Source organism: Paenibacillus mendelii, from assembly GCF_024498075.1.
GTDB classification, from domain to species: domain Bacteria; phylum Bacillota; class Bacilli; order Paenibacillales; family Paenibacillaceae; genus Paenibacillus_Z; species Paenibacillus_Z mendelii.
Genome location: NZ_JANHOF010000018.1, coordinates 28,942 through 47,578, shown reverse-complemented (window position 1 = coordinate 47,578; position 18,637 = coordinate 28,942). Strand labels below are relative to the sequence as shown.

Below are 18,637 nucleotides of genomic sequence, written 5' to 3'. Positions count from 1 at the left end.
GATTGAGTGATGTAACGAGTTTTTTCGAATCAGTTTCATCGTTTAGAAAAAGTGGCACTAAGGATAACTCCTTGTGCCACTTTTCGTTTTTCACTTGTATGAAATTTTGGCGTACGTTACTGAGAATTTTACTTCAGAAATCGACATCCCTGAAATGATCTTAGCGTCGTAATTTATCTTACGTACAGCGGCTATATCCACAGCCCGCACAGGTTCTGCAGCCTTCCACGTGAATCAGCGAGGCGCTGCCGCAGGATGGACAGAGGTCCTTCGTGACCGTCTCGCTGCCAGGGAATGGCATCTTGAGCGAAGCCATGATCGTATCCGCTTCAGCATCCGGAACGACGGAGTCATGAGCCGCAGCGGTCTCATTATCGTCGTTGCCGATCATGTGAAGCTCTAACGATTTGGCAACGGCGTCCGCAATGGATTCGACGCGGTTCGCGCCAAAGCCAATCGCTCCGGAGCCGCCGATCCCCTTCAAATGCTTCACGAGCAGCTTCACTTTATTGCCATGATCGCCGTAACGGAGGAACAACGAGCACACGCGTCCCAGCGCTTCCGCCATGGCGAACACATCCGAACCGGCCTTGCCGACGTTCAGGAAGATTTCGGCCGGTGTCCCGTCGATATCATTGATCGTAATGTAGGCCATGCCGAACGGCGTGTTGATTTTGTAGGTTGCGCCGCGCAGCACGGATGGACGGCGTTTGTATTGCTTATCGATAATCGATTCTTCCCGCGGTGCAGCTGCAGCCACAGTGTTAGCTTGTGCGGGAACGGTTTCCGCGATAGCATCCTTCGGCTGAGATATTTCTAGCGCCTTCTCGGAAGCTGCTTCGGATGCGTTAGCCGCGTTCTCTTCGCCCTCCGTCTCTTCCTTCTTCGTTGACAACACCTGCACATCACGGCTTCCGTCGCGATAAATCGTCACACCCTTGCAGCCGAGCTCGAAGGCGAGCTCATAGAGACGCTTGGTCTCTTCAACGGTAAAGTCGTTCGGGCAATTCGCCGTCTTGGAGATTGAGCTGTCTACCCACCGCTGAATAGCCGCTTGAACGCGGATATGATCCTCTGCCGATAGCGACATCGACGTAACGAAGAAATCAGGCAGATCTTCGCCCGGGTGCTCGTCCTTCCATGCTTGCGCGATCGGAACAAGCTGCTTGTCGTAGCCAAGGCGGCTCTGACGATAATATTCGAAGGCGAAATAAGGCTCAATACCTGTCGAAGTCCCTACCATCGTTCCCGTACTGCCTGTCGGCGCTTGCGTCAGCACGGTAACATTCCGCATGCCCCGCTTCTGAACCGCTTCGCCGACCTGAGGAAAGGCATCGGTCATATGGCGCATAAATCCGCTCTGCAGGAACTTATCGGCATCGAATGCCTGGAAGGAGCCTTTCTCCGCCGCGATTTCAGTCGAGGCCAGATAGGATTCTTTGGCGATGAAGGCATAGATCCGTTCCAGAAACTCAAGCGATTCCGGACTTCCGTAACGAATGCCGAGCTTAATCATCAGCTCCGCAAGACCCATCGATCCGAGGCCGATCCGGCGCTCCAGCTTCTGATTGCGCTCATTCTCTTCAAAATGGTACGGCGTCGCATCAATGACATTGTCCAGGAACCGCACCGAGTAACGCGTTACCTTCGCCAACTCATCCCATGCCACATCATGGTTTGCCGCATCATAGAACTTCGATAAGTTGATGGCCGATAGATTGCATACACCCCACGCCGGCAGCCCTTGCTCTCCACAAGGATTCGTCGCGATCAACGGATTGAAATACCAGCTGTTGGACATTTGGTTGTAATGCTCCATGAAGACAACGCCAGGCTCGGCGGACTTCCAAGCCGATTCAATGATCGTATGCCAAATGTCCCGTGCCGAGACGGTTTTGTACGGAATGACCCGTTTCCCCCGTTGACGCCAAGCCTCCAAGTCTCCGTCCCACAAAGCATCGTAATCGGGATCCTTCGTATCGGGGAAGACAAGCTCCCAATCGAGATCCTCTTTCACCGCCCGCATGAAGTCATTGCTGACGCATACGGACAAATTCGCGTTCGTCACTTGTCCCATCGTCTGTTTGACGGTAATGAAATCGAGCACGTCGGGATGCCAGTCATGCATCATCAGCATCAATGCCCCCCGCCTCGATCCGCCCTGCTCAATCAATCCGGTCGTGTAGCTGAACAGTCCGCCCCATGAAACAGCGCCGCTTGAGGAACCATTAACACCTGCAACGACTGCACGGCGCGGGCGCAGCGAGGACAGATTGATCCCAACACCGCCGCCTCTTGCCATAACCTCCGTCATCTCGGTCAGGGTCTTCATAATGCCGCCTCTGCTGTCATGCGGGGAAGGGATCACATAACAGTTAAACAAGGTGAGCTCTTCGCTCGCCCCCGCACCTGCTGCAATCCGGCCGCCCGGAACAAGCTTCCAATCATCTAGAATATAACGGAAGCGCTCCTGCCAGAGCTGCCGCTTCTCCTCGCTGTCTTCGACAGAAGCGATAGCTTTCGAGAGCCGTTCCCACAATTCATCCGGCGTCTTCTCCACCGTCAGGGTCAGCTTCTCGACATCCGAATCGACCGTCTCTCCGCTGCGCAGCTGAATCGTAACCTGCCGGCCTTCCCGTCTGATGACCTCACCGACCTCCTTCGTCGGAAATTTCGGGTCATCCTTCGTTAAGACGAGCACGGTATCGCCTACCTTGGCTTCCTTCGAATCCGCGTTCTTCCATGCATAGCGATCCAGAAAAATTTTCTCGCTTAATCCCTCTAGCTTACCTATTTTCTTCGTTTCCATCCGATTCCGCGCCTCCCACATTCAAACATCATATACCACATATAGTATTTAACCATTTATACTATTCATTGTAACACACAATATATGGACGAGGAAACTTCAAAATACCGATTAGGAACAAGCAATCCTATCTGATCTCACTGATTCACCATCATACGTTAAGATACGCTATTTTTTCCTACATCACCGAAAAATGCGCCTTTTTTCGTCTTGCGTTCTTATGATTTTTACGTGTCAAGGCCATACTAGATGAGATAAAGCCAATCCCTTCCTTGGAAAGGAGCTCTTCCATGCAGCCGCCGATCGAACAAAACCGAGGCGAAGGACCTACTTCCCTCGTTATCCGTAAGCTGAACGCCAGCGTCGACCTGCATTTGGACCGCACCTGGTATAACGAACTGCAGCAGCGCATCGACCGCAACGGCCCCTGGGATGACTGGACCATGTACCAGCTCGCCGTTGAGGCTGAGCAGTCGAAGCTGATCGGCAGCTTTGACGAGCTGCAGTGCATGCGCAGCCTGCCAAACCTAGAGCCTATGCCGCATCAAATGAGCACCGCCCGCAAGGTGCTCAACGAGATGAGCGGCCGTGCCATACTCGCCGATGAAGTCGGACTCGGCAAAACGATAGAAGCCGGTCTCGTGCTCAAAGAGTATTTGGTCCGCGGACTGGTACGCCGCGTCCTGATTCTCGTTCCCGCCTCTCTCGTACTGCAATGGGTACGCGAGCTGAATCAGAAGTTCGGCATTCCCGCTGTCGCCCAGAAGAAAGAATATATGTGGCAGTACGATGTCGTTGTCGCTTCTATGGATACAGCTAAGCGCGATCCTCACCGGGACATTCTGCTGGCGCAGGACTACGACATGCTCATCATCGACGAAGCACATAAGCTGAAGAACAAGAAGACGACCAATTACCAATTCGTCGGCCAGCTGCGCAAAAAATATTGCCTTTTGCTCACGGCAACACCGGTGCAGAATGATCTGGATGAGCTCTATAACCTCATTACGCTGCTCAAGCCCGGTCAGCTAGGGGGACAAAGCGAATTCTCCGCTAATTTCGTCGTGGACAAGCGCCTTCCCAAGAACGAAGACCAGCTGCAGGAAGCTTTGTCCAGCGTCATGATCCGCAACCGGCGCGGCGACGGCGGCATTCAATTCACGAAGCGCATCGTGAAGAACATCGAGCTTACCCTCTCTGCAGAAGAGCAGGCTCTCTATGATGCCGTTACCGGATTCGTACGCCAGCGATATGACGAAAGCGGCGGCGATTGGACCAGCATGCTCTCACTCATTACGCTGCAGCGGGAAGTTTGTTCCAGCAGGGATGCCGTTTTTCTGACGCTCGTGAACCTGTTCAAGAAAACGGCCGAGGATTCGCCTCTCCGCCCTAAGATATGGGAGCTTGTCGAGTTCATTCGCAACATTCAAGCGAATACGAAAGCGGAGAAAACGATGGAGCTCATCCGCGAGATGAACGACAAAGTCATCGTGTTTACCGAATACCGGGCAACGCAGGAATATCTGCTGCAGTATTTTCGTTCGCACAATCTGGTTGCCGTACCCTATCGGGGCGGGATGAACCGGGGCAAGAAGGATTGGATGATGGATTTGTTCCGCGGCCGGGCACAGGTGCTTATCGCTACTGAAGCCGGCGGTGAAGGCATCAACCTCCAATTCTGCCATAACATCATCAATTTCGACCTGCCATGGAATCCGATGCGAGTCGAGCAGCGCATTGGCCGCGTCCATCGGCTCGGCCAGGAGAGCGACGTTCATATCTACAACCTCTGCACGCTCGGCACGATCGAAGAGCATATCGTCAGTCTGCTTCACGAAAAAATCAATCTGTTCGAGCTTGTAATAGGCGAGCTCGATCATATTATCGAACGTTTCGAGAAGGGCGAAACGCTGGAGCAGCGCTTATCCAAAGCCATGCTCGAGTCAGGTGATTCGTCGGAGCTGCGCAAAAAAATCGATGATCTGGGCAATTCATTAACGCGTATACGAAGCGAAGTCGAATCCGAGGAACCGCTGCATATCACGACCCCAATCGGCGCCATGATGGATGCTGTTGGCCAATCGGTGGAGGTGAGACCGTGAACGACCGTCAAGTTCATAAATTTGTCCAACGTTATTTGGAAACGACGGAATGCCGGATCATGGAGAAATCTCCCGCGCATTTTCTTGTCAAGCTGTCGCCGAAGGCCGATCGCGATCTGACCAACCGTCCTTTTTATTGGGGTTTTGTAGATCGTACTGGCGCAGAACCGGAAACAATGTCCATGCTCCTTGTCACTGACAAGAACAAATACGACGAGTCGAAGGCAAGCGAGAAGGGAGCATCAGTCGCTTCCTCCCGCGGAGGCGTCATTACGGGAGCGGTGACCACGCAGCCTGCGGTGAATCCGTCAGGGATTCAAGCCACCCCCGGCGCGTCCGGGCCATCCGGCGCGACTCAGCCAGCAGGCGGTATTGCTGGCGCTGCGGAAGCTGCAATCGGCCGCTCGATGGGATTCATCCACGGCACGTTGAACACAAACGTCCGTGTCCCCCGCGAGGATTTGCATTACGGATCCCGAAAGCTCGAGCAATTGTTCGAATCGGCCAAAGCAAATGGCAGCTACCTCTGTTTGTTCCAAGAGCCTGACAAGAAAAATTCGCATCCGCTTCAATCCACTGCTTACACCGCTTGGCTTGGAGTGAATTATAAAGTAGAATTCGCCTGCGATATGAAACGGGAGGAGCTGCATTCCTTCGGCGTATCTTTGGCTACCGGCCAATGTGCGGAGCAATTCTACGATCGGCTGCAGTCGCTTCGTATGACTCCCCGACTTCCTCCGAACGTTCATACGGCGAAGAATGGATTGACGCTGAACAAAGCGACCGCCATCGCCGAGCAGACGCTTGAACGCAAGCTGAGGAGCTACGATTATGAATGGGCGGACGCAGCCGCAGACAGGCTTCAACTTGAGCTGGCAACGATCCAGCATTATTATGAGCCCCTTCTGGAATCGCCCGATGAGGAGGTTCGCAGAGCAGTTGCCGAGCAATTCAAACGAAGGCAAGATGAGATTCGCTGGCAGTATGAACCCCGCGTGACGGTATCCGCCATTAACTGCGGCATTTTCTATTTGCAAGGAATTGGGTAACGACAATAAGAAGGGTTTTGACCGTTCATTCGCAAGAAAACGGCAAAAATAGAAGGGAGCTTGTCCGCTTTTCCGCGACAGGTTCCTACAACCTTCTCGTGTTAGCTGCGATACAATGGCGTTACGCCAAATCCGAGGAAGAAGCAGGTGGATAATCATGCGCAGAAAATGGGTCCCGCTGTATGCGGCATTACTATTAATTCATATGGTCGCCGGTAACCATTCCAGCTCAGCGGCTGGGACAAGCTCAACGGAAACAGGCGGAGCCGGAACTGCTTTAACCGCACAGGTTCAACAATGGGTAAACAGCTTATCCGCGCAGCCTGAATTTCAGGCTTGGAAGACTGCCCGTTCTACAATAGTACCCATCGGCCCCGGCCAGCATGGATGGCTCGTGACGTTCCGTGCCAATCAGCAGCCTGTTGGCTACATGATCGTCAATGCATTAGAAGAAGGCGGCTTTGCGCTAGGCGAGTATGGCGCCGGCAGCCATCCGATCTTCGATCCGAATACGCTGTACCAGGCTATGGTACGGCAGGAACTCATATCTTCTTATTCAGACATCATAAAAAAGCCGCTCAAGCTGGAACGCATGTACGTCCATCCTTTGCTAGCCGTGTGGAAGTGGAGTGCCCCAAGCGGGGAAACCCATTATTTGGACGCGTGGACCGGAGATGTCCTGCCGATCAATGACAAGCAGTGGCAATCCGGGATGAAGCAAATAACTAGCGAATCCCCGGCGATCGATACGCCGCTGCGTCTATCCGTATCCCATATGAACCGTTCATTCGATCCGTACGAGAGAATGCCTTGGCTTACTCAGACACCGCTGTCTGGCAATCAAGTGAAGCAGCTCTCAAGCCTCCTGGATCGTAAAGCGCAAATTCGATTCACGGCAGAGCTGTTCGATAAGAACGTCCTGTTCGTCTGGCCGGCGATCGGTTATCACCAGTGGAATGACGAAACGTTATTCGTCGCTTTCGAACAGCTTGGAACTCGATATCTGCCGATGAACGCCTTGTCTGCAGACGGAAGCTTCTATAAATAACGTCTTAAGCTAACCAGCTATAACCGGCTTCGCCGTTTGCGCCACCATAGTGCGATCCCAAGCGGAGCAATACCGAACCAACGTGTCAGCCAAGGCTCTTTTGCAGCTTTGGCTGCTTCGCGTTTCTGTTTACGCTGTTCTAGCGGTGTTTCCATATAAGTGACCAATTGCTGTGTCATATATTTGATTAACTCATCCCGGCTCGCCACCCTGATGCACCTCCGTTCATCATTTCGTTTATCAGTGTTTCCTCTTCCTTCATCGTTCAAACATGAATGAGTTGGGACTGTATGTGCCACGATAAGGCGAAGGCTTTTGAATGGAGGAATGAAAGGCATGTTTAAGAACGGACAGATGCGAAGGCTCGCGCGTTATTTTGGCGTTGGAACGATAATTATGCTTTGCTTCATGTATGCGAGTCCGGTTGGAGCATTCGTACCGGAACAAAGCAAACACACTACGCCCGCTCCTGCGCATGCGGAAACGGAGCCCGATGGCGACCCGGATTATCAGCGCGCGCTGCCAACGGCCGAAATCATTATTGACGCCGGTCATGGCGGTATTGACGGCGGCGCATTCCAGGGCGACATTCTGGAGAAAGACATTAACCTGGCGGTTGCCAAAAAATTATATTTACTCTTAAGCAGCAGCGGCGTTCGAGTGGTATTGAACCGAAACGGGGATTATGCGCTTAGTGACGACAACCGCTGGTTCTCCAGCCGTTCCAGACATAAGCGGGATTTATCCCAACGATCCCAGTTAAGCAAGGAAATTCAAGCGGGCACGGTTGTCAGCCTTCATGTCAACTGGGGCAAGAACAAATCCGTTCGGGGGCCGCTCGTTCTTCATCAGAATGAAGGACAAAGCGCTCTGCTTGCCTACTGTATCCAAGATGCCCTCAATCGGCAGCAGAACACCCGTAAGCTTCCCAAAATGGGTAAGCCCTTCTACTTACTCAACGTCGTCAAGCAGCCGGCGGTTATCGTAGAGATGGGCTTCATCAGCAATGAAGAAGACCGCAGGATGCTGACCGACCCGCGTTATCAGCTTCAGACCGCTTCAGCGATCGCGTCCGGGATTCGGAACTATATCCTTCTCCGCTGATGCCACCACCATCTCCGACAGCTTAACGAAGCTTACCCTCTCCTTCAGCCGCGGTATCGCGTCTTTAAGCACCGCGGCTGTTTTTTTGCCTGGTGCTCCGACGTGTCCGATGGCCACGCACTCGACATTCGATTCCAGAAGCTTCTTAAGCACCCCGATTTGGGCTGAAATATGCTGCATGGTATAAACATCGTCAAGGAACACATGATTAGACAATAACGGTACGCCAAGCTCCGCGGCAATCTTTGGCACAACCGTCTTATAGGTCGTACGGCTGTCAAGGAAGAACATATTATTCTCCTTCACAACGGACAATACAATACGCATGGCTCGTTCGTCAGCCGTTATCTTGGAGCCCATATGATTATTCATCCCAATGGCATGGGGAACGTCCCGTATGGCTTCCTCGACGCGCTTGCGAATTTCCGCATCATCCATGCTCGTCGTAATTGCGCCAGGTCCCAGCCACTCCTTCTTGCCCTGATTCGGTTCCATTGGCATATGTACGATCACGTCATGCCCCTTCTTGTGGGCCTGCTCCGCATCCTGCTTCGTCGTCGGCATGAACGGCATAACCGCAGCCGTAATATGAACAGGAAGGTCGAACATCTCCGCTGTCCCCGTCATGTTATTGCCGAAATCATCAATGACGATAGCTACCTGTTTGATTTCTCGCGGCTCCTCTTGAGCGTACCCCGTTCGTCCCCCTACACTGCTGATCAGAATCATCAATATAGCTGCTGCAACGCAACCAAATCTTTTCATCATTTCCACTCCTTTTCATGCGATACTCTCATTGTTTGTGGGTAGGTAGTAAAATATGCAAGCAAAAAACCACCGCTCTGCGGGAGCGATGGTTTCTTGACATGCGTTACTACACTTGTGGAAGATGAGTTCAGGAAGGATTCAGTATAAGCTTGACACCCTCAATCTTATGCTTATCCATGCGAATGACCCAATTCTTGTACGATTCATAGGTTTCGTCGGAGTATCCGAATAATCGCTTCAAGTCCATGACGATCTGTTTCTCTTCTTCGTTGTAGTCGCCATCTGCGAACATGAGCAGCAGGATCTCGACGAAGAAAATATTTTTCACCTGTTCAACCTTCAATTCGCCAATAATAGCCGATAATTCCCTAGCTTCCGAAAAGTTGTACTCAGACTCGTGCAAGTTCATCTCCGCCATGTAAGAGCGCAAGTATCCCCGTTCTTTACTGTTCACAAATCCGTCGGCTTGTGCCACGACATGGGCCAATTCCAGAAATGCTTCTTTATCCTCTTTCGTCTGTAAAAAATGAAGAAACAAATTCATTCACTCTCCTGTTAGGTATCACGATATGTTAAGTTCAATGGGCAATCCATACAGTCTTGATTATTTCATTTTTGAAGCAAAAAGGCAAAATTCACATAACCAAAATCTCTTTCACCGGATGTAGCTCCAAAGCACGGTGTGACGCTGCATGGTCACTGTTGATCATATTGTACCGAACGCGCGCTCCTGGACATCTCATCTTGTCTGCAGCCAATTTGGCAGTCCTGCCCGTCTGACCTGAACCTGTAACGGCAAATTACGGTGTTACTGCTGTCCCGCGGACCTTAGAGGAATACACAGTTGACCAACCCTCTTGAGCAGCTATCAAAAACCATAAAAAAACTCCAGAGAACTCTCTGGAGTTTAAGTCTGCTTGCTGAATTAGATCTACTGAGCGAGCAGCAATACGATGGAAAACAGGCCGAAGCAAATGTTCACCAAATATAAGAAGGAGACGACTTGAACCGGCTTCATTCCGGTAGCCAACAGCCGGTAATGCACTTGCGAGGCATCCGCTTGATAGACCGGCACGCCCTTCATCATCCGTGCGATGACGACGCGAAGATTATCCAGAATCGGTACGCCTAATGCGAGAATCGGAATAAATAACGACAGCATTGTCGCCTGCTTGAAGGCCCCGTCGAGCGCTACAACGCCGAGTATGAACCCGAGGAAGGTCGCACCCGCATCACCCATGAATACCTTGGCCGGGGGACGGTTAAACAACAGATAACCGACCGATACGCCAACCGTAATGACTGCCATCATGGCTGAGCCCTGCTGTCCCATCACAAGGGCGACAACAAGCAGCGTTCCGCCGGATATAGCGGACAAGCCGCCCGCCAGGCCATCCATTCCGTCGGTGAAATTAATCACCGTCGTGACGCCGAAGATCCACATGACCGTAAAGAGGAACGACAGCCATACTGGAAGAACGATATAAGTGCCATTCAGCGGATTCTCGAACCCGGCGAAGACGATTCCCGATGCGTACACAAGCACCGCTGCCGATATTTGAACGAGAAATTTCGGCAGCGCCGGGAATTCCTTACCATGGGTTTTGTACCAGTCATCCACGATTCCAATCAGCAGAATAAGCAGTCCGCCGCCGAGAATAGCGCCCGACTGTGCCCAAGTATCCCGGACGAATATCAGGTATACTGCGACGAAGCCGATAAAGATGGCGATACCGGCCGTAAGCGGGATCGGATCTCTATGTATTTTTCTAGCGCTGTCTTTCCGGGGCTTGTCTACAAAGCCGATTCGGAGCGCCGCTCTTTTCAAAGGAGGAATTAAGGCCACTACAATACCAAAGGAAAGCATAAAAGCGATCAGATAATTCATCGTCGACTCCCTTCCTGCTCGAATGTGTATATGTATGATTGTAGGCAGAAACGATTTGCATTGTCAACGGGCGTTTTCTGTCGAGTGGTAATTATTGCGACCCGAACCGCGTATAAGCGACATCGTTTTTCCCGGCAAACCGACATGAGCATGGCATCCCTAATCGGGATTAAGTATACTACTAATAGTGAATTGCAGGGCGAGAATAAAGCTTTGGAGGTGTAGAATCGGAATGCGAACAAATGGACGGGGAGCATTCTTGCGAAGCATGCAGCTGTTGAGAGACAAAGTCGAGAATTTCGACAAGTATCCGTATTCACTGGACGCAATCCAGCATCTGGAACGTCTGGACTTTCATCCGAACGTCACCTATATTGTCGGCGAGAACGGGATGGGGAAGTCAACGCTGCTGGAAGCGATCGCGGTTGCTTGGGGCTTCAATGCCGAGGGCGGCACGATGAACTTCAACTTCTCCACCGAAGCCACCCATTCCGAGCTGTATCAGCATATCCGGCTCGTTCGCGGCCCCTTAAGAGCCCGGGATGGCTTCTTCTTCCGCGCGGAAAGCTACTATAATCTGGCAACGAATATCGACAGAATGGATCGCGAGCCTTCCTTCGGCCCTCCGATTATCGATTCTTATGGCGGCAAATCGCTTCATGAGCAATCGCATGGCGAATCCTTCTTCGCCGCCTTTCTCCACCGCTTCCGCGGCAATGGCCTATACATCATGGATGAGCCGGAGGCCGCCCTGTCCCCCTTTCGGCAGATGGCCATGATCTCGCGCATGCATCAGCTTATCCAGCAGAACGCTCAGTTTATTATCTCAACTCATTCCCCCATCCTGATGGCTTACCCGGATGCGAAGATATACGAGTTGACGGCCGAGGGGATTACCGAGAAGCCTCTGGAAGAAACGGAGCACTTTATCATCTATAAGCAGTTTCTGAACAATAAGGATAAGCTCCTGGATGAACTGCTCCAGGATCAATGAGCGCAGCCAGGCTCGAGAGTCTTATACTAAAGGGGCTCTCGAGCCTGTTATCATTGTCATAATTCAATGATGCCCGCCCACAGGCGGTTGTCCTCGTCGGCGAACGTAAAGGAGACTTTCCTGCTGTCCGGGCTGAAGGAAGGATGCGGGTGCCCCGGATGATCCCACCACATTTGCTGCTCGCACAGGAGCTCCGATGTCTTCGTCTGCAGGTCGATTAATACGATCTTTGTAATCAACTCATGCGTATCTGCGACAATATAGCGGCCATCCGGGCTCACGCATGCATGCCAATACGCATAATCCCCGTTAATAAACGCCCAATTCTCTCCCCGGTAGTCTGCAAAGAAAACCCCGGTCGGCTTGAGCGGACTTGGACTATACTTGACAAAGTACATCCCCTCCCCATTGGAAGCCCACATCTCATGACCGCAGTATTCGACTAGCGTGCCGTCCTCCAGACGCTTCTGGCGGTAGATATTCTTCACTTCCCCCGTACGCATGTCCGCCACCCAGAGCCGGTCGGGGATAAATTCCGTTTTCCCTTCATGGGCGTAATAGACGAGGTTCGGGTTCACCGGATTGACCATCGCATGATTAGCTACGCTGTACGGTTTCACAAACTGCGGGATAGCTGCCACATGGAGTAGGCCTGAGGCAAGATCGATCGTACCAAGTGAGCAAATGCCATTGGGATCATACATGTACGTACCCAATGTTTGGCCGTCATTCGTGAACGAAAGCGGACCATGAAAGTCCTTTCCTTGCTCCGCCCTATAACATACATTTTTTTCCATCGTAGTCAAATCAATGACCATAATCTCGTTTCCTCTTATATAATACAGCTTATCATCCGGGGATACGGCTCCCGCCGCCCACTGCTCGTCTTCAGCCAGCACCGTGGTCGTTCCGCTTACGGTATCGAACTTGACATACTGGCATTGGAAGGTGCCGAGCTTGGCATTGAGCACAATATGACGGTTGTCCGACATCCACGACATCGCCGTAAAATAATGGCGGCCCGTATCCGTACCCGGCTCACCGATCGCCTGTATGGTACGGCCTGTTTTCATATCCTGAAATAATCGCATGGTAAGCATATTTCCCGATTCTCCCTTCCTATTCGAGAATTCCAATCCAAGAACCGGCGTGCGAGTGAAGATTACTCACGCACGCCCTATAGTCGAAACAAACGGGCGTTCCATGAGAAACGCCCGCCCCCAATAGCTGCAGCTGTACCTTATGAATCTCTCAACCACTCCGATAACAGCATAAGCGTCAGGCCTTGCCCATACAGTGTTGGAATAAGTGGAATTCCTTGATAATCATCGATGGTGTCTTTGACAGGGGTTCCACTGGACACGCCCGTTACTTCGCCATTATAAGCAATTTTCCTCATGACGCCTTCAAGCCCTCGCTCTGCCGCCATCCGATACGATGCATCCAGCAGACCCGAGCGGACCGCCTTCCTTAGACCGCAAGCTATGGCGGCGCTCCCCGAGGTTTCTTGATAGAAATACGGCTGATCCATGACCGTATGCCACAGTCCGTCGGCGGTCTGGTAGTGAAGCAGCCCGTCGGCCAGCTTGCGGTAGCGCTCGAACAGTTCATCCGGCAGTTCAACGAGGCCATTCAGTTCTCCCAAGATCTCGGGCATACCAATAACGACCCATCCATTGCCTCGCGTCCATCGGGCACCGGACATATGATTACCGGTTCCGCAATTCCATCCGTGAAACAATATGCCCGTTGCCGGATCTTGCAGCAGCCGCATATGCACGAGCAGCTGATTCACCGCTTCCTCGGCATAGTCGGTACGTTCCGTCAGGCGTGCTGTTCGGGCGAGGAATAAGACAGCCATGAAGATCGTATCCGCCCACACCTGCTCGGGAAAGCTGGCGTTTTCTGTGACCGTATGCTCGAACGCCCGCTCTCTTGTGCGAGGTGCTTCATGGATCATCCAATCTGCGATGCGTACAGCAGTCTGCTTGTAACCGTCATCGCCGGTCAAGCGGAACATATCCGGGAATATCACGAACGGCGCCATCGCATTGATCACTTTAACCCGCTCCGCTTTACGCCCGTTACGTTCCAGCCAGGCAGCTACAAACTGCTTCACATCCTCCCGTTCACTGCTTACGCCATAGCTGTGGATGGCGTTGATCCCTACTCCAGGCACCCAGTCCCATTGATTCAGATCCATTCCCCAGTTACCGTCGTGATTACGAATCATATACGCGTATACGCTGCTGGCTGCCTGCTCGATTTGCTCCTTCGAACGCATGATCATTGACCGAGCTGCTTCATCAAATCATGCTTCTGAACGGAAACCTTCTTCTCGATCGCATCCATGATTTCATTCAGTGCCGTCTGAGAATCCTTGTTTTTGGTCAAAGCTTCCGAGAGCGCTTCTCTCCATACGACGTTCGCGTCAAAATCCAAAGGGGATCCGATTGGATTCTTGATTAAATCCACCTGCGAGAAGTAGAATTCGAGCGCTTTTTGTCCGCCCAAATATTCATTTTCAAGCGACTTGACGATCGGGAAATCTCTGGCCGGCAAGAATGCAGGCACCGAGTCGCCAAGCTCCATATAAATCTCGAGCGCGGTTTGATCCATCGTTACGAATTTGATGAATTCCCACGACAGTTCTTTATTCTTGCTCTGCGAAGGGATGAGGAAGGTCGACATCCCCCTGGCCGGATGGTTGCCGAACGGAAGCGAAGTCACACGCCATTGGTTCGTCGTATCCCGACCTTGCAGGAAGTTAATCGCGCTAGGCGGGTTATGATACATCGCCAGCTTGCCGTTCTTGACAACCTGGTCGGCCTTCTCGCCGCGTATATCCTCGTTCGTCAGCAATCCAAGCTGCAGGGAACGCTTCGCATAATCGATCGCCTTAACGAATTCTTCCGTATTCCGCAAATAATTCAGATTATGATCGTAGAAGCCGGTTCCGTTATGCGAGATATCGGTAATTTCTCCCGGCCAACGGAAGAAGACATACCCTTTCGAAGCTAATGTTTTGGCCATCGTGAAAAATTGATCCGGATCCGCGATATATTCGCCTAATTCCTTTGGATCGGATGGATAACCGTTCTCCTCCATCACATCCGCCCGGTAAAAGGTGACATACGGATTCAAATAATAGGGGAATCCAAACAATCTCTTGTTGTCGAGCGAGGTGCTCAAGCTCCACACATTATCGGTGAAATCTTTCTTGTACTTGCCGGCATCGTACGGGGGCAAGAGTAAATCCTCTAGACCGTCAATGGCTTTGAAGCGGTCGTAGAATACTTCGTGAACCTGCACGACATCCGGTGCGCCCGTACCCGTCGATAAAGAGGTCATCAATTTATCCGCCCAATTGTCGCCGCCGCCTGCAGATTCCACTTTGATGTTCGGATATTTTTTATTGAACGCTTCGATGATTTTGGGATTAAACTCTCCCCATGGGGTCATCAGCGAAATCGTTCCGGAGTAATCCTTCGGGTCTTTAACTTCGACCGTTTCACCCGTTCCCTCTGCTGGTGTGACCTCATCCGTAGTCGTATTCGTGGGCGTGTCAGCTGGCTTGTTAGCCGGTTCGTTGCCCGTATTTGAGCCTGAGCTGCAGGCGTTTAATAGAAGCGAACATATGAGTACCATGGCTAATAGAAGAATTGGACTTTTTTTCATGATATGCACTCCTTCGGGTGGAATTGATGCGGTACATAAGTATGAAAAAACGGCTGCTGGGATCGACTTATCCGGTGGTGTGCAGCGGAATTACTTAAAGTATTTTGCCAGATGCTCGTAGGCCTTCACTATTCCCTGCTGTTCGTTCTCCGCCGTACCGCGGAAGCGGTGATCTTCCAATTCAATGCAGACGGAGCCCTGGTAGCCGAAGCGATCCAGACGAACCGCTATTTTATCCCATTCGACAATACCGTGACCGGGAATCGTATACCGCCAGGAGCCGCCGCAATCATGGTATTTCGAGCCGAAGGTCGGCGCGATCACGCCGCTTTCATACAGCTCTTCGTATAAGATCTCGGTGTCCTTACCGTGGCAGTGATTGACCCGTTCTCCGAACTCCGACAGTGCACGCAAGTAGTCGATGCGCAGCCACACCAGATGCGAAGGATCGTAATTTAAGCCAAAATGCTTGGATGGGATCGCCTCGAACATCGCGCGCCACATTTCCGGCGTACAGCCGATCGTCGGTAGCTCGGGACCCGGACCCGGCCAGCCTTTAATGGCGATATACACGCCCTTCTGCTCCGCATACCGGACGACTTCGGGGAAAGTATCCTTCCAGATCGCGAATGTTTCACGGCGGGGCATCTTACGGTCATCAGGCACGAGGCACATGAACATGACACTCGCGCCGATGGAAGCCATGTCATCCATCTGCTTCTTGACGGAGACGAGCGCATTCTCTCTCTTGCTGTCGTCTACACTCAGCAGATGACCGACAAGATCGGCGTCGACAGACCCGATTTCGAGACCGTACCGGTCGCAGGTTTCCTTCATTTCGGCCAGATGAGGGCCTCCGACATCCAATACTTCCAGTCCGACGCTTGCAGCCCATTTGGCGGTATTGTCGAAGCCTTGTTCCCCGATTTTTCTTGGGACGCGCATGCCTATTTTCCAATTCATTTGCTCATCATATCCTCTCTAGCGGAATGGAAGGAAGGGATATGCACTTCCACTTCCTTGCCCAGTTCAGAAGAACGGAGAATGCCGTCCAGAATCGCTTGATTGATCAAAATTTGCTCGCCTGGAATCGGAGCAGGACGATTCTCCCGGATAGCCGCTATAAAATCGCGCACTTTCTCATGAAAGACGTCCAGCTTATGAGCTTTGACGGGAATCTCGGTCGTGATCTGATGGCCGAGCATATCGTGATAGATCTTCATATTCGCAACAGGGCTATCCCATGTTTGACCCGTAGGGTTCGCTTCCAATCCGCCGTCCGTCCCGAGAAACAGCGTCGGTCCGAAGGATTCCGCATGCATCGCCCATGAAATTTTGAAGTTAAGCAGGATGTCGCCCTCGAGACGAATCATGGCAACGCCGAAGTCGTCGACTTCAAATTTATCCCATTGGCTGTGATATTTCGGGTTTGTACCGAAATAATTCGACGTATAGGCCGATACCGTCAGCGGTTTCGGGTAACCGATCGTGTTGAGTGCCATGTCGAGCGAATAGCAGCCGATATCGAATATAGCACCTGCACCGGATATCTCTTTGCTGATGAACGTTCCGCCGGCCATCCCCCGCCTGCGCCCCGCACCCGTCTGTACATAATAAATCTTGCCGAGCTGCCCCGAGTCCACGATTTCTTTCATCGCTTGATGGTTAGGGTCGTAACGGGGCTGGAAGCCGACCGTCAAGATTTTCCCGGATTTCTTACCCGCTTCCACCATTTCGATCGCTTGGTCGAGCGAGGAGCACATAGGCTTCTCCACGAGCACGTGTTTACCCGCGAGAAGCGCATCGACGGTTGTGCGATGGTGAGCGACGTGAGGCGTACAGACACTAACCGCATCGATGTCTTCATTCAACAGATCAAGATGATACTCGAATGCTTTGGCCCCGTCCAGCTGCCAAGCCTCAATAAACTCCTTAGCCTTGCCGGGAACAATATCCGCTACCCCGATAATCTCCACTCCGGGAAGCGCTTTGTAATTAGCTGCGTGTGCTCTTGCCACTCCTCCGCTGCCGATGATCCCTACACGAATTGTTGTTGTCATTCGAACTCTCTCCTTCATAAATGGTTTATTTGTCAAATGAAAGCCCTACATGCCAGAGCGTTATGATATCCATGATGAACGCGGGGCGAATCACCTCCCTTCCTATGCATCATGATTCACGGGCCTCCCCCTTTCACTAATCTCCGGCAATTCCGGTGCGTTCCACGCTCTCGACAAAATATCGTTGAGTAAACAGATAGAGAATGAGCAGCGGTAAAATGGTTATAAGCGCACCGGCCATTATTTTTTGATAATTGGTCGGCAGCTGGGCAATGGCATCATCGCTCTTCTGCGCTTCTTCACCCGTGCTATCGATTTGATTGGTAATGGCCAGATAGCCGAGCTTCTGATTGAGCGTATAATCCTTATCCTGATTCAAGTAAAAATCCGGGAAGAAGGTATCGTTCCAATGCCATACGATCGAGAATAGAAACACGACCAAGATCGCGGGGCGGGCAAGTGGCAGCATAACGGAAACGAATGTGCGAAATGCTCCCGCTCCGTCAATTCTTGCCGCCTCCTCCAGTTGATGAGGAAGACCCCGGAAGGTCTGCATGAACACAAGGACAAACAACGATCCCCGCAAGCCGTGCCCGAACAGTGCCGGGACGAGAAACGGATAATAGGTATCTCTCCAGTTCAGGTCGCTAAAGAACAGGAACAGCGGTACGATAATCGACTGCGGCGGAACAAGAAACGTAAGCAGCAGCAAGGAAATCCAAATTCGATAGCCCGGAAAGTTGTAACGGGCGAATCCATAGCCGGCGATCGAACAGCCGATCAGCTGGAGAAATGCGCCTCCGAATGCCATCAGGACGCTGTTTTTGAGATGCGACCAATACCCCATCGCGTTAATCGCGAAGATGAAATTCTCCAATGAAAACCCCTTTGGTATCCACTGCACCGTCGCATCCGAGATATCCTCCGCCCGCATCAGCGATTGGCTGACCAAGAACAGCATCGGATAGATGAACACGAAGGCAAGACTGAACACAACGACATACCGGAACACCTTCCACAAGAGCTCGTTTCCCCGTTTGACCATCGCGTTCTGCCAGGAGTCTGTTGCGCCCATCCACCGGAATAAGGTCAATCGGCCGCCTTGCAGGGCCGGATTATGCACTTCCTTCACCGCCA

General features: G+C 52.0%; 16 protein-coding genes. 5 read left to right on the top strand and 11 right to left on the bottom strand.

Going from position 1 to position 18,637, the window contains the following annotated elements:
• Positions 1–178 precede the first annotated feature (178 nt).
• Entirely contained in the window at positions 179–2,809 is a 2,631-nt protein-coding gene (locus NNL21_RS30910; protein WP_204819044.1) for an adenosylcobalamin-dependent ribonucleoside-diphosphate reductase, read from the bottom strand.
• A 290-nt stretch (positions 2,810–3,099) separates the two neighbouring features.
• On the opposite strand from NNL21_RS30910, the gene NNL21_RS30905 reads away from it, so the two are divergent.
• The 3 genes from NNL21_RS30905 to NNL21_RS30895 all read left to right on the top strand — a co-directional run bounded on the left by NNL21_RS30905 (position 3,100) and on the right by NNL21_RS30895 (position 7,008).
• Positions 3,100–4,911, top strand: coding sequence for a DEAD/DEAH box helicase (locus NNL21_RS30905; protein WP_204819043.1), 1,812 nt, complete (start codon positions 3,100–3,102; stop codon positions 4,909–4,911).
• Positions 4,908–5,960 (top strand): YqhG family protein, encoded by a 1,053-nt coding sequence (locus NNL21_RS30900; protein ID WP_204819042.1) that lies wholly within the window; start codon positions 4,908–4,910, stop codon positions 5,958–5,960. Before NNL21_RS30905 ends, NNL21_RS30900 begins: the two co-directional genes overlap by 4 nt.
• A 157-nt stretch (positions 5,961–6,117) precedes the next feature.
• A complete protein-coding gene (locus NNL21_RS30895; protein ID WP_204819041.1) occupies positions 6,118–7,008 on the top strand; it encodes a hypothetical protein in 891 nt (296 codons plus the stop codon).
• A gap of 17 nt (positions 7,009–7,025) precedes the next feature.
• Here NNL21_RS30895 and NNL21_RS30890 read toward each other — a convergent pair whose 3' ends face one another.
• Positions 7,026–7,217: a YqzE family protein gene (locus NNL21_RS30890; RefSeq protein ID WP_204819040.1), complete on the bottom strand. Its 192-nt coding sequence runs from the start codon at positions 7,215–7,217 to the stop codon at positions 7,026–7,028.
• A gap of 127 nt (positions 7,218–7,344) precedes the next feature.
• Here NNL21_RS30890 and NNL21_RS30885 point away from each other — a divergent pair, with 127 nt between their 5' ends.
• Positions 7,345–8,112: an N-acetylmuramoyl-L-alanine amidase family protein gene (locus tag NNL21_RS30885; RefSeq protein ID WP_256555597.1), complete on the top strand. Its 768-nt coding sequence runs from the start codon at positions 7,345–7,347 to the stop codon at positions 8,110–8,112.
• Here NNL21_RS30885 and NNL21_RS30880 read toward each other — a convergent pair.
• The 3 genes from NNL21_RS30880 to NNL21_RS30870 all read right to left on the bottom strand — a co-directional run bounded on the left by NNL21_RS30880 (position 8,068) and on the right by NNL21_RS30870 (position 10,768).
• Positions 8,068–8,880, bottom strand: a complete 813-nt coding sequence (locus tag NNL21_RS30880) for a divergent polysaccharide deacetylase family protein (protein WP_204819039.1) — start codon at positions 8,878–8,880, stop codon at positions 8,068–8,070. The two genes, NNL21_RS30885 and NNL21_RS30880, sit on opposite strands and share 45 nt — an antisense overlap.
• A gap of 127 nt (positions 8,881–9,007) precedes the next feature.
• A complete protein-coding gene (locus NNL21_RS30875) occupies positions 9,008–9,424 on the bottom strand; it encodes a tellurite resistance TerB family protein (protein WP_256555596.1) in 417 nt (138 codons plus the stop codon).
• A 387-nt stretch (positions 9,425–9,811) separates the two neighbouring features.
• Positions 9,812–10,768, bottom strand: coding sequence for an MraY family glycosyltransferase (locus NNL21_RS30870; RefSeq protein ID WP_204819038.1), 957 nt, complete (start codon positions 10,766–10,768; stop codon positions 9,812–9,814).
• A gap of 232 nt (positions 10,769–11,000) precedes the next feature.
• Between NNL21_RS30870 and NNL21_RS30865 the strand changes: the two genes are divergently transcribed.
• Positions 11,001–11,762: an AAA family ATPase gene (locus NNL21_RS30865; RefSeq protein ID WP_204819037.1), complete on the top strand. Its 762-nt coding sequence runs from the start codon at positions 11,001–11,003 to the stop codon at positions 11,760–11,762.
• Between the two features lie 56 nt (positions 11,763–11,818).
• Here NNL21_RS30865 and NNL21_RS30860 read toward each other — a convergent pair whose 3' ends face one another.
• The 6 genes from NNL21_RS30860 to NNL21_RS30835 all read right to left on the bottom strand — a co-directional run bounded on the left by NNL21_RS30860 (position 11,819) and on the right by NNL21_RS30835 (position 18,632).
• Positions 11,819–12,862, bottom strand: coding sequence for a beta-propeller domain-containing protein (locus tag NNL21_RS30860; RefSeq protein WP_204819036.1), 1,044 nt, complete (start codon positions 12,860–12,862; stop codon positions 11,819–11,821).
• A 140-nt stretch (positions 12,863–13,002) separates the two neighbouring features.
• A complete protein-coding gene (locus tag NNL21_RS30855; RefSeq protein ID WP_204819035.1) occupies positions 13,003–14,052 on the bottom strand; it encodes a glycoside hydrolase family 88/105 protein in 1,050 nt (349 codons plus the stop codon).
• Positions 14,049–15,440, bottom strand: coding sequence for an ABC transporter substrate-binding protein (locus tag NNL21_RS30850; RefSeq protein WP_204819034.1), 1,392 nt, complete (start codon positions 15,438–15,440; stop codon positions 14,049–14,051). The genes NNL21_RS30855 and NNL21_RS30850 overlap by 4 nt, the downstream gene beginning before the upstream one ends.
• A 90-nt stretch (positions 15,441–15,530) precedes the next feature.
• Positions 15,531–16,403, bottom strand: a complete 873-nt coding sequence (locus tag NNL21_RS30845) for a sugar phosphate isomerase/epimerase family protein (RefSeq protein ID WP_204819033.1) — start codon at positions 16,401–16,403, stop codon at positions 15,531–15,533.
• Complete coding sequence (locus NNL21_RS30840; protein WP_204819032.1) at positions 16,400–17,500, bottom strand: Gfo/Idh/MocA family protein; 1,101 nt, start codon at positions 17,498–17,500, stop codon at positions 16,400–16,402. Before NNL21_RS30840 ends, NNL21_RS30845 begins: the two co-directional genes overlap by 4 nt.
• Positions 17,501–17,636: 136 nt before the next feature.
• Entirely contained in the window at positions 17,637–18,632 is a 996-nt protein-coding gene (locus NNL21_RS30835; protein WP_204819031.1) for a carbohydrate ABC transporter permease, read from the bottom strand.
• Positions 18,633–18,637 lie beyond the last annotated feature (5 nt).